Origin of the sequence: Desulfosoma caldarium, from assembly GCF_003751385.1 — a bacterium.
GTDB classification, from domain to species: Bacteria; Desulfobacterota; Syntrophobacteria; order Syntrophobacterales; family DSM-9756; genus Desulfosoma; species Desulfosoma caldarium.
This window is the reverse complement of record NZ_RJVA01000017.1, coordinates 41,268-53,569: the sequence shown is the minus strand read 5'-3', so window position 1 is coordinate 53,569 and position 12,302 is coordinate 41,268. Positions and strand designations below refer to the sequence as shown.

10 protein-coding genes are annotated in these 12,302 nt (G+C 54.5%); 1 reads left to right on the top strand and 9 read right to left on the bottom strand.

Translation table 11 applies throughout. The features are described 5' to 3' along the window. Positions 1-18 precede the first annotated feature (18 nt). The 9 genes from EDC27_RS15445 to EDC27_RS15405 all read right to left on the bottom strand — a co-directional run bounded on the left by EDC27_RS15445 (position 19) and on the right by EDC27_RS15405 (position 9,503). Positions 19-846, bottom strand: coding sequence for a transporter substrate-binding domain-containing protein (locus tag EDC27_RS15445; protein WP_123291591.1), 828 nt, complete (start codon positions 844-846; stop codon positions 19-21). A gap of 339 nt (positions 847-1,185) precedes the next feature. After that, positions 1,186-1,788, bottom strand: coding sequence for a 3'-5' exonuclease (locus tag EDC27_RS15440; RefSeq protein ID WP_123291533.1), 603 nt, complete (start codon positions 1,786-1,788; stop codon positions 1,186-1,188). Continuing rightward, a complete protein-coding gene (locus EDC27_RS15435; RefSeq protein WP_148045794.1) occupies positions 1,788-3,593 on the bottom strand; it encodes a putative nucleotidyltransferase substrate binding domain-containing protein in 1,806 nt (601 codons plus the stop codon). Before EDC27_RS15435 ends, EDC27_RS15440 begins: the two co-directional genes overlap by 1 nt. 70 nt (positions 3,594-3,663) lie before the next feature. Next, on the bottom strand, positions 3,664-4,986 hold the full coding sequence (locus tag EDC27_RS15430; RefSeq protein ID WP_123291531.1) for a CaiB/BaiF CoA transferase family protein: 1,323 nt from the start codon (positions 4,984-4,986) through the stop codon (positions 3,664-3,666). Between the two features lie 57 nt (positions 4,987-5,043). After that, on the bottom strand, positions 5,044-6,387 hold the full coding sequence (locus EDC27_RS15425; RefSeq protein WP_123291530.1) for a CaiB/BaiF CoA transferase family protein: 1,344 nt from the start codon (positions 6,385-6,387) through the stop codon (positions 5,044-5,046). Between the two features lie 45 nt (positions 6,388-6,432). After that, on the bottom strand, positions 6,433-7,338 hold the full coding sequence (locus tag EDC27_RS15420) for a hypothetical protein (RefSeq protein ID WP_123291529.1): 906 nt from the start codon (positions 7,336-7,338) through the stop codon (positions 6,433-6,435). 7 nt (positions 7,339-7,345) lie between these two features. Continuing rightward, on the bottom strand, positions 7,346-7,579 hold the full coding sequence (locus EDC27_RS15415) for a hypothetical protein (RefSeq protein ID WP_123291528.1): 234 nt from the start codon (positions 7,577-7,579) through the stop codon (positions 7,346-7,348). 81 nt (positions 7,580-7,660) lie between these two features. Then, entirely contained in the window at positions 7,661-9,256 is a 1,596-nt protein-coding gene (locus EDC27_RS15410) for a sodium:solute symporter family protein (protein ID WP_123291527.1), read from the bottom strand. A 10-nt stretch (positions 9,257-9,266) separates the two neighbouring features. Then, positions 9,267-9,503 (bottom strand): hypothetical protein, encoded by a 237-nt coding sequence (locus EDC27_RS15405; RefSeq protein WP_123291526.1) that lies wholly within the window; start codon positions 9,501-9,503, stop codon positions 9,267-9,269. A 992-nt stretch (positions 9,504-10,495) separates the two neighbouring features. Between EDC27_RS15405 and EDC27_RS15395 the strand changes: the two genes are divergently transcribed. Beyond that, positions 10,496-12,184: an acyl-CoA mutase large subunit family protein gene (locus EDC27_RS15395; RefSeq protein WP_123291590.1), complete on the top strand. Its 1,689-nt coding sequence runs from the start codon at positions 10,496-10,498 to the stop codon at positions 12,182-12,184. Positions 12,185-12,302: the final 118 nt, after the last annotated feature.

The following is a 12,302-nucleotide window of genomic DNA, read 5'->3' as shown; positions in this document are numbered from 1 at the left end:
ATTAGGAAGCTTCTCCGGCTACTGGGCTACATCCTGAATCCATTCGGTGCTCTTGATCCACTTGTTGTAGATTTGATCGTAGCGGCCGTCATTTTTCACCTGGCGCAGGAAGTTGTTCAGCCAGTTCAGAAAATCGGGATCTCCCTTGTTGATGGCCCACGCCAGAGGTTCATAGGTAAAAGGCTTGTCCAAAAAGACCAGCTTTCCTGCCCCTTGCTGCGCCAGGAACACCACGCAAAAAGGCAGGTCGTAGACAAAAGCATCCGCCTTGCCGTTGACCACTTCCAGGGCGGCCTCCGTTTCCGTCTCAAAAGACTTGTAGGTGCATTTGGGAATCAATCGTTTGACGGCCTGTTCGCCCGTGGTGCCCAGCTTGGAGGTCACGATGTATTTAGGGTCATTCAGGTCCTTGTAAGACGCCACCGAGCCTTCATGTCTCTTGTTCAAGAGGATGGTTTGGCCGACGATGATGTAAGGATCGGCAAAGTTCACTTTCAGGTTTCGTTCCTGCGTGACCGTCATGCCGCTCATGATGATGTCGAACTTGCCCGTAATGAGCGAGGGAATAATCCCGTCCCAGGCCGTGTTCACGGGAACGAACTTCACACCCATGGCCTTGGCCATCTCTTTGGCCATGTCGATGTCAAAACCCACGAAATTGCCTTTTTTGTCCGTCATTTCAAAAGGCATGTAGCCCGCCTCAAACCCCACGCGAAGCTCGCCTCGCTTGAGAATCTCCTCCAGCGTGGACTTCTTGGCCAATTCGATGTCCGCCGTCCATCCGTGCCAGGCCATCGCCCCAACAAACACCACGACAAGTCCCACAACCATCGACCATCTTTTCATCATCCGCCTCCTCCTTTGATTCTTTGGTCCATCTGTCCTTGATTCATAGCCCCAGGGCCCACCTATCGACGACTTTCCTGGAGAGCCTTCTTTGACTAGCACATAGCATCACGATCATAAAGCCCATTTTCCTCACCGGCCCGCCGCCAGTTGGCAAACGCGCCCCTGGCTCCACACCTGCAGCCCGCCCGGCCATCTTCAATAGAGGGCAGCACGTCATGGCCCCAAACCCATCCGCGGGCACGCCGCTTTTGTGGCTGCGCCAGAAACCTCAAAACTTCATCGAACTTTGCAACACTCCTACCGACTTCAAAAGAAAGCGCATGCTCGGACAATTTCTTAGACCAAAAACGGGGTGTCGCAAACTTTTAGGTTCTTGATTTGGTCGAGCAGCTGTTCCAGATGAAGCACGCCGTGGCGCGTCATCTGAATCTGGAAAATCTGGGCGGCAAAAAAAGCGTCGGCCAAGGCGTGATGGCGGTAGTGTTCCCTTAGGCCATAACGGCTGATCAGAGCATCCAGGCTCAGTTCGTCACAGCTTGGCCGATGGGACGTTTTCTGGCCGATCCACTTTTCCACTTCGGCAATGTCCACTAGCTCGCGCTTAAAAGACAGACCAACCTCCTTGAAGGCGCGCCGAAGAAACTGGTAATCGATATGCACGCAATGCCCCAACAAAAAACCGTCGCACCGGTCAATGAGCTCTTCAGCAATCTCTTCAAAGGCCGGCGCATGTTGCAGGGCGTCCTGGGCGATGCCATGGACTTTCATGGTCTTGAGCCGATAAGTGCGAGGCTTGACCAGGGTGTAATAGGCATACCGTACACGAATCTTTAGGCCTTCCATGGGCACCAAGGCCACGGCGATGATGTCGTCGTGGCGCACATCCAGCCCCGTGGTCTCCAAATCCACGGACACAAAAGTCGCTTCCGTCAAAAGCATCAAAGCCCTCGATCCACACCGTAAAGGGCTTTGAGATTCTTTTGAAAAGAGGCCACCACCTTAAGTGATTCTTTCAAAACCAGAAGATCCATTTTGTCCAAATGTTCCGGCCTAATCAGGTTGGTTTCCGGGCTTCCGTGCTTCTTGGCTCGCGCCTGATGTCTGAGCCTAAGATCCTGAAGAAAGGCATAGGCTTCCAAAAGATCCCCGGCGGTTTCCTTGCCCATCACGCCGGCATCCCGCAACGCTTCGATGCGTTCCCTGGTGTTGGTGATGCGCAGCATGCGGTTGGCCACAATCATGACGCGAACCCCGTTGGCAATGGGATATAGGCCATAGCGCTTGATATCCATGTCTCGATCTCGATGCTTGATGCCGAAAATGCCGATGGGCGGCTCATGCAAGGCCGCATCATAGGCGAGAAAACGCACCGCCTGATTGGTGACGGACTCTTGAATGGCCTCGATGAGTTGGGCGAGCATTTCCCCGTTGCCGTAAACCGCTCTCAAATCCAGAAAAACCGTCAGATACCGAACATGGTCGGGAATGGGTTCTGCAAACCATCGCCGAAAATGTTCCTTCCAAGCATCGAGACTCAGGTGCCATCGCGGGTTCGACGCCATATAGTCCGCAGGGCATCGCGGAATGCCGATCTGTTCCAAAGTGCGCGTGATGTCTTCGGTGACGTTCACACACGGGCCCGCCGCTGCGCAGATGATGGCGCTGTCCTGATCCGTGGTAAATATCTGTTCTTTTCGGCCTGAGCTGCCCACATGCACCCACACGAAATCCTGAACATCCTTTTGGGGTATATGCCTTTGGATGACACGAACCACCACGGTGTCGTAGACGGAAGTGATCATGCGGGAGAGCTGGTCAAAGTGGCTGCCTTTTAAAGCCATTTCAGAAACGGCCACACGAATGGCGTGAAAGGCACTCTTGAGCTCTTCCAGGTCTACAGCTTTGAGAATCTTTCGATACAGGGCCAGAATGGATGAGGACGGTTCCAGCTGCGCCAGCACATCCTTGCTGGTGATGACGCCATGCACGCGATCCTGGTCCGTCACCACCAAGTGGTCGATGCCGGTGCGCAACAGCGTGGTGTACGCCTCCAGCACCGAAGCTCGACGATCCACCGTGATGACCGGCGCCGACATGAAGTCCTTGACAGCACTGTTTCGGTTTCCCTGCAACAGCACGCGGCGCATGTCCCGGTTCGTGAGAATGCCCAGAGGCCGGCCACCCTCCGTGACCACAACAGACCCCACGCCGTGGGCATCCATGATGCCGACGGCTTCCCCAACGGACTGGTCGGGAGCGCAGGTCACCGGCGACTTGCTCACCACGGTTTCCACCAGGACCGCCGTGGCGCCGTCCCGCAGGGATTCCTGTTCGCGAGCCAGTTGCGCAAAGGAGCGAAAACGCCGTTCAATAAATGTGGTGAAAAAGGACGCAAAGGCACTGTGCGATCGATAGACCTTTTCAAAGGCTTCGGCATCAATGAGGTAACAGATGGTATCTTCCAGAGCGCGCGCTTCGTAATAGGACGGGCTATGGTGGATCGCCGAGAGAAGGCCGAAAATTTCTCCCTTGGAGACGAGATCCACCAGTTCGTCACCGTCGTACAGGCCCACAAGCCCTGAAAAGACGAGAAAAACCGAAGGTGACACCTCATCTTTGGCGCATACCACCTTACCCGCCGCGTACATGGCCACATCCAGACTGCCCGTCAGAGCGGCCAATTGTTCCTCCGGAAGAAAGGAAAATGGCTTGATTTTTCTAAGAAATTCCTTTGGTGGAATCATCGCTGTCGCTTCCACAAAGAAAAAGGCCACATCGTGGCCTTTTTCTTTGCTTCATCAAGCGGGTTCATAATCAGATGACACTTTTTTCCTTGAGCTCTTCGATCCGCTTCGGACCGTAGCCAAGCATTCTGGCATAGACGTAGTAGTTGTCGGCGCCTACGGGCCGGCAGACCCATTTGACTCTCGGCGGCGTCTCCGTCATCTTGTGCGCATGATTGGCGATGGTCACCTCGCCGTAGTGCGGGTCGTCGATGGTTTCCAGGGCCATGCGCACCCACCAGTTTTCCGCCTTCATGGTGTCCATGGGCGAAGCAATGCGGCCGGGGACCACCACGCCTTGCCCAATGTTTTTGTTGTAGTCCATGACGGCATCGAAAATCTCGTCATAGGTGTGTTCCATGGTCCATTTTTCGATTTCCTTATACATGACCTTCATGTTGTCCACATTGAGGCGCTCAAAGATGGTGGGATATTTCTCATGCAGATCAGGCCGGTTAATGATGGTGCAAAGCGCCTTCCAATTGGGATCGGCAAAACCGGACAAAAAGGCAAAACCGTCTTTGCACTTAAAATACGTATAGGGAAACACGCCCACGTCGTAATTGCCCACTCGCGGAATGGTATCCTTAAACCCATAGTAATAATTAATACCGTAGTTGATGCACCGACCATAGGCTTCCGCCGGCGACACATCGATGAACTGGCCTTTGTTGGACTGGACTCGGTAGTGTAGCGCCGCGAGGATGGCCACAGACGCCCACGCCCCTCCGGCATACCATCCCATCCAGTTCCCTTGCTTGGTCGGCACTTCCGAAGGCTTTGGATTTTGAGGATCATCAGGCGGCTCGCCGCTGACGGACACCACCCCAGAATAGGCCTGGTCCACCACGTCCACATCGGCCTTGCCGCAGGCGGCCTTTGGGCCGAACTGACCGTAGGTGTACAAAGCGCAATAGATAAGGCCAGGGTTCAGTTCTTTGAGCTGCCGATACCCAATACCCCAGGCATCCATAGTGCCGGGCAGAAAGGTTTCCACCACCACATCGGCCCGCTTGGCCAGTTTTCGAAAGATTTCCTGACCTTCTTCCGTTTCCAGGTTTAAGGTCACGTGAAACTTGTTGCGCCCTTCATTCAAATATCCCAAGCCGGTTCCCATGTGGAGATAACCCCACGGGCTGAAGGTACGAGCCGGATCTCCGCCGGGCGGTTCAATGCGAATGACGTTGGCTCCGAACTCAGCCAAGGTAGACGTGCAAAAACATCCGGCCATGTTGGCATAACTCACATCCAACACCGTGATGTGATCCAGCGCCTCGGGCTTTTCACGGTTCTTTGCCGGATCATCCAGTTCACGAATCCAATCACCCCAACTCTTTTCCTTCTCCGTATGCATCGATCTCCTCCCTGCCTTCACAGAGTTGTTCTTCGCTCACCACAGCGCCGTCAATGCCTAAACTAAAAGAACCCCCGATTTGCCGTCCCAGTTCTGAGGAGGTTTACGGCCGGGAGGCACGTCCACCCACTTGCCGATAATGTTATTTTCCTTGAGGTGCTTGATCTTTTTTGTCTTGAGCCCGAGAAAGCGTTTGAGAACGTATTCGTTGTCAAAGCCCACAGGTTTACCGGCCCATTTGATGCGACCCGGGGTTTCCGAAAGCTTCGGGGCAATGCCTTCCTCGTACAATTCTCCGTAGATTGGATCATCCACGTAGTAGGTAAAATGGCGTCGGCGCAGGTGTTCGTCTTCAAAGTGATCCTTGCCGTTGGCCACTTTGTGTGCGCCGAAGCCGTATTGGCAGGCCAATCGGTCAATTTCTTCGTAGGTCTTGGTCGCCGCCCAGCCTCGAATGAGCGCAAGAAGCTCCACAGCGTTTTCCTCCTTGAGCCGCTCCAGGTGGGTGGCAAACCGGGAATCCTGGGCCAGTTCCGGCTTGCCCATGGCTTGGCACAGCCCTTGGAACTGTTGATCCGTGGCGGCGCCGATGGCCACCATCTCCCCATCCTTGCTCGGTACAATATCCGCCGGACAAATACTCACATCCCGGTTTCCGTACCGCTCACGGCACTTGCCGGTGAAATGCTGGTAGAGCCACGTCCAGTCCATGGCCCGCATGAGGTTTTCCGCTTGGGAATATTCGATGTATTGGCCCCGTCCCGTGCGGTCTCGATGGGCCAGAGCGGCCAGCACGCCGATGGCTCCCACCAGGCCTCCATAATAGTCCGCCAACCAAATGCCGGCTTTCATGGGAAGCTTATCCGGGAAACCGCTAATCCAGGCTTCCCCGGACTCCGACTGGGCAATGGCATCGTAGGACGGTCGCTCCAGATACGGGCCCCACTGGCCGAACCCGTTCAAGGCGATGTAGATGATCCTGGGGTTGATCTCCCGCAACTGTCGATAGCCGATACCCCATCGATCCATGGTGCCTGCACGAAGGTTTTCGACCACCACATCTGAGCGCTTCACCAGTTCTCGGAAAAGCTCCGCACCTTCCGGCACGCGCACGTCGATGGCCAGGTGGTACTTGTTGCGCGCTTCCTTTAACCAGCCCAAGGCGGCACCGTTAAAAAACTTGGCAAAGGGCGTCAGCGACCGCATGGTGTCCCCCATGCCCGGAAGTTCCACCTTAAAGACGGTCGCTCCCAGTTCGGAGAGGTAACTGGGCAAAGACGGGCCCAAAATCAGCGTGCATAACTCCACGATTTTGATATCCGCGAGCGCTTCTGGCTTTTCAAATGTCTTGGAAGGATCAAAAATACTTTCCGCCCACTTGAAATAGTCTTCTCGTGCCATGGATCACTCCCTTTCCTTACATCCTTTTGTTAACTGTGCCATCACTTAGGGAACGCGAACGGTTGTGAAATGAGAAGGGACCACAAACAAAGTTTCCTCAAACGCCGGAACGACCTTTTTGAGGACACTGGTCTCTTCATTGACAACCCGACTCGCCTTCTTAAACTCCCCTTCCTTGGGAACGTAGTGCGCCGTCACGCGCACCATGCTTTTCACCGGATACCCTTGCACCTTGGCCACATCTGCAGCGATGGATTCCATGGGTCCCTGCCAATAGGACAGAACAAAGGACAAAGGCCCAAGACGCTCCGCTTCTATGCCCAGCCTCGCCGCCAACTGCGCCTGAACACTTACCCTTTCCGCCAGACCCGGAACTTCGCTCGAAACCCAAAGATCCTGCTCCACCTCGGTGACAGAGTGCGCTTCGCGCAGTCTATCATAAGTGTCCTGACGCAGCCGAGCCGACACGCGACGGCACCGGTACCCCCCAACGGTCTCCAAGTCCGGCTCCACCTTAACGGTCAACTCAGGAGCCCGCACCTCGTAGCGGTCCGCCCTCAAAGGCACGTGGTCCTCCCGAGCCTTTTCCAGGCTGTGTATCCATGCGGAGTCCTTCAACCGTTCCAGAGGAAAAATGCGACACTTGTCACGCCCCCAATCGACCTCCCTAATGTCCCCAGATGCCAAAGAAATGATCACGGTCCGGCGATCCTCACGCACACCGCCGAAAAGAAGCTGCAACCATGACCCCGTGTAGTGCCTCTTTTGATCCATATATATACCGTCGGCCCGATAACTCCTGGTCAACGTAAGGGACTTCTTCCCCGTCAATAGATCCTCCGCCTCCACTTCATGAACAAAGGTCACATCCCCTTGAGCCTGAACGACGGCGCCGAACAGCAGCCCAATAAACACGCCAAGGAATAAGATCCAACACGATGATATTTTCATGGATTTCTTAGGCACCTAAGAGCTTTCGATGAATGGACACGCCAAGGAACATGGTGCATAGAGGAATTCCTATGCCGTAAAAAGATCCCCAAAAAAGACTCCCGCTGGGATCAAACCCATAGGGCTTGGTGAAATAAAGCACTAAATTGATACCGACACCCACATAAAAATACAGAAGATACCATCGCCTTCGATGCCGCTCCCAGCGCTCCAGCCGTGCATTGGTCTTTTCTTCTGTCATGCAGATCCTCGAAAAATCTTTAACGTCGTGGTTTTTTGACCAAGGACCGAAAGCCGGTCCCTTCGGTCCCTGGCATCGCCTCTATTGTTCCGGTCGCAAATCGTAAGAATACTTCTGGATGACCTCAGGCCTGTTGGGTTTGGTCACCAGAGAAACAAGGATAAAAAAGATGAAGCCCACGAAAACCCAATAGAACTGGTGGGGCGTCACCAGGCCGCCTTTTTTGCTCAGGAAAAACCAATGGGGACTTCCTAATTGGTATTTCGCATACAGCCATGAAAAAGTGGACAGCACCGTCATGACGATGATGTTGATGGCGGCCGCCGTGGTGTTGGCCCTGTCCCACCAGAGACCCAGCACGAGGGGTGGGCCCACGGAGCACAAAACCACGATAAAGGCAGCCCCGGAAATGTCCAAAACCAGGGCCGGTGGATTGAAAGCCACGAGTGTGCAAACGACAATAATGATCAGCGTCATGAGGCGCGTCACTTGCACAGGTTTTTCTTCCGGCCATTTGCTTCCAAAAACTTTGCCGATGAGATCGCGGCCCAACAAGACGTTGAGCACCATGGTCCAACCGGCTGCGGTGGACATGGCAATGGCCAAACCGCCGGCACAGATCACCGCCAAAAGGAGAGGACTTTTGAGTCCTTCCATGGCGGCAATCATGGAGTAATCGGTGACCGCCGCACCGCCCACGCCATAGACGCCTTTCATGTGCTTAAGGACGCCAAGAGCGTCTTTGACCCCCTCCACACTCATGAAGGGATGGAGCGTTTCGATGAGCACGCGGGCCGCCGAACCGATGATGATCAATCCCACGTACATAGCACCACCGAAGAAAACAGCCCAAAAAACGCTACGACGCGCCGACTTGATATCCTGGGCGGTGAAAAAGCGCACCACCGTGTAGGGCATTGCCGCAAAGCCGAAATGCCACGTGAAGTAAAAGCCCACGATGCCCGTCCACATGCCCATGAGGGCGTGGGAGGGTTTTTCACTCACATAGGGGGCGTTGAAGAAGTTGGGGGTCACACTCAAAATGGCGTCCGTCATGGCGTTGAGGCCGCCGTAGTGGGCGATGGTATAGATCGCACCTATCACAGCCGCCACTGCCATGGTCACCCCCTGAAAGGCCGCCGACCACGTGGTGGCCACCATCCCCCCATAAAACACATAGATAAAAACCACCAAGGCGCCGATGACTACAGAGATGTTGAAGTTTAACTTCAAGATGGCCAGCATAAAAAGAGCCGTGCCCACAATGGACAGGGTGACGTAAGCAAGCCCGGCAATAAGGGTCGGAATGCCTGCAATAAGGCGCATCCACTTGGTATCATAACGGTCGGCATAGTAGTCGGTGAAGGAAGTGGGAGCGTACTTTCGAAGGGGAGCCGCCGTCAAAAGGGTGGCAATAGGCATGCCGCCGATGATACCCACTAAAGCCCACCAGAATGGATATCCCAAAAGAAAGATAAAAGCCGGCAACCCGAGAAAGCTCGCCGGACTCAAATACGTGGACGCTAAAGCCGCACCGTTGACTAAAGGACCCACTTTACGGCCGGCGACGTAATAATCGGACGCATTGAGGGCGGCCTTTCGAGTGTAGTACCCAATCCCAATAACGATAGCAAAATAAATCAAGGCTCCTAGAATAACTACTGGATTGGCTCCCATTCTGACCTCCTTATTTCTTCGCGAGTCGATCTTCGCGAGCTTCTTCGGCCCGGTAAAAGATGGCCGCGACAATGAGGTTGATCACCCACAAGCCGATGATCCAGGCGTAAGTATAACATGCGGGAACCCCTAGGAATTTCGCCAAAGGAAACTTGGGAACCGTAATCTCTAAGATGAAAAAGAGAAAAAAATACCCATAAAGAAGCAACATACCGACCCAAAAAATCTTTGGCATTCCCTTAAACATTGTAACCTCCTCTCGAGCACCCTAAGCACCCACATACACCATCACATCTTGGGCCATGTCCTCGTCGGCTCTTCACCTCCTTTCTTTTAGGTCTCCAAAAACCCAGGGCTTCAGAAAAAGCACAAGAAAAACCCTTCTCTCATGTCTCGGATCCTAGTCCTGTGTTAAGGCCGCCTCGACCCGTGCCAAGGAAGCCGGCCGGGCTTCTTCGCCTGTTTCATGTGTCCATAGGGAAACCGTACCTTCCAAAGAAGACCGGGAACAAGGGCTTGCGTTGGCTTGCTGATCCCCGCATTCTCACCACCATGACACCGTGCCGTCGCGAAGGCTTAACCACCTGGGCACGCCGAGGGTACGGTTTATAAAGAATGGAAATCTTGACACGCTTACACTACCGAAGGGACCAACGTCAGGGTAGGGTTTGGCTCAAGGGGCGCACGCGTTGGAGGATAAGTCGCGGGAGAAGGGAAAAATACCGCGCTCGTCAAAGCCATTGGTCCCCGTGCGCTTTCTTCCTACATCAGCGTTTTTGCCGTGGTCAAGTGAAAAAAAATTTGTTTGACAATGCATAACCCGCTCTTTTAAGGTCCGCAGGGGTGAGACGATGCCCTTGCGTCGTGCTGTTCGCAGATGGTCACGACATTCTTCAGGGGTGCATGCGTTCCTTGCCGCTCGCCTTTTCCGTGCATCGCATGGCAGCAAAGGCCCATGGCTTCATCCTCGGCACCGAACCGGCGATTGCGTTGGACCAAGAGCCGAACGTCTCTCTGAGGATGCTTCTTCTCAAAACAAATCTTGACGCCACCATGAAATGCTGCTCCTTTTGGAGGACATGGAACATCGAGGGGTTTTTTCCGGAATCGCAATGAGGGTTTTGATGGCATCAATGGTCTTTTTATGGCGCCAATGAGGCCTTCAGCCAGAGAGGCAGTGTCTACGCCATAAACTGCGGGTTTTTTCGTTGGAGGAGGGACATCACGATGGGCCACAAAATGTTCTCGGAATCGCAGTTGGATCGCATGGAGAAGGAATACAAGGAATGGCTGCGGGAGTATGAAAAGGCTTTGCAGAAGATGCCGGAGCGGCTGGAACGGTTTTCCACCGTGTCGGATATGGAGGTCAAGGCACTCTATACGCCGCTTGATATCAAGGACAAGGACTATTTTGAGGATCTCGGCTTTCCCGGTCAATTTCCTTTTACGCGTGGGGTCCAGCCCACCATGTACCGGGCGCGGTTGTGGACCATGCGTATGTTTGCCGGCTTGGGTACGGCGGAAGATACCAACAAGCGGTTTCACTACCTCATTGAACATGGGGAAACCGGACTGAGCACGGCCTTTGACTTCCCCACCCTCATGGGCTACGACACCGAATCGCCTCTGGCACGCGGCGAATGCGGCAAATGCGGCGTGGCCATTGACACCATCGACGACATGCAGCGCCTCTTTGCCGGCATCAATCTGGAGGAGGTCACCACCTCCATGACCATCAATCCGCCGGCTTCGGTCATCTGGGCCATGTACATCGCCAATGCGGAAAACGAGGGGTACGACCGCAAGAAACTGGGTGGGACCATTCAAAACGACTGCCTCAAGGAATTCATCGCCCAAAAGACCCTCATGCTCCCCCCTGAGCCAAGCCTTCGGCTGGTGGTGGACACGGTGGAATTCGGCACCTACGAGGTGCCTCGCTGGAACACCATCAGCATCAGCGGCTATCACATTCGCGAGGCCGGGGCCACAGCGGTGCAGGAACTGGCTTTCACCATCTACGACGGCATCACCTATGTGGAAGAGTGCATCAAGCGAGGCCTCAAGGTGGACGACTTTGCGGGACGGCTGTCCTTTTTCTGGAATTCGCACATCGATTTCTTTGAGGAAATCGCCAAAATGCGCGCTGCTCGGCGCCTCTGGGCACGCCTGATGAAGGATCGCTTCAAGGCGCAAAAGCCGCGGTCCATGATGTGCCGGTTCCACACGCAGACGGCGGGCTGCTCCCTGACCGCCCAGGAACCCTACAATAACATTATTCGCACCACCGTCGAAGCTTTGGCGGCCATTCTGGGAGGCACTCAATCCCTGCACACCAATTCCTTGGATGAAGTCTATATGATTCCCAGCGAGGAAGCGGTGCGCATCGCTTTAAGAACTCAGCAGATTTTGGCAGACGAGACGGGTGTGGCCAACGTCATCGACCCTTTGGCTGGTTCCTACTTCGTGGAAGCCTTGACGGACAAAATGGAAGAAGAAGCTATGGTCTACATCCGCAAACTCGACGAAATGGGAGGCATGGTGGCGGCCATCGAAAAGGACTATCCCCAGATGGAAATTGCTGATGCCGCCTATCACTTTCAACAGCAGGTGGAAAAGGGCGAAAAGATCATCATCGGCGTCAACAAGTTCCCTAGCGCTCGACCGGACCTGGAATTTATCCTGCGCATTGACGATGAGCTGGAAAACTTTCAGATCGAGCGCACTCGGCAGTTTAAGGCGCGACGCGACAAGGTGAAGTTGCAAAAGGCCATGGACGAGTTGCGCCGCCGCTGCGAAGGTCCTCCGTGCTGGGAAAACAACGTCATGCCGGCTCTAATCGATGCGGTGCGAGCCGGGGCCACGGAGCAGGAGTGTTGCGATTTGTACCGAGAGGTGTTTGGCACCTATTCCGATCCGGGAACCTTCTAGCCTTCGGCCGACTCATTGGGCCAAGGATTTTGTCCATGGGCTAGGCGGGCCGCGCCGATGTCCGACGCCGACGCCTGCAGATCACCAAGAGCGAAGAAGAGCACAGGAGGAACCGTTT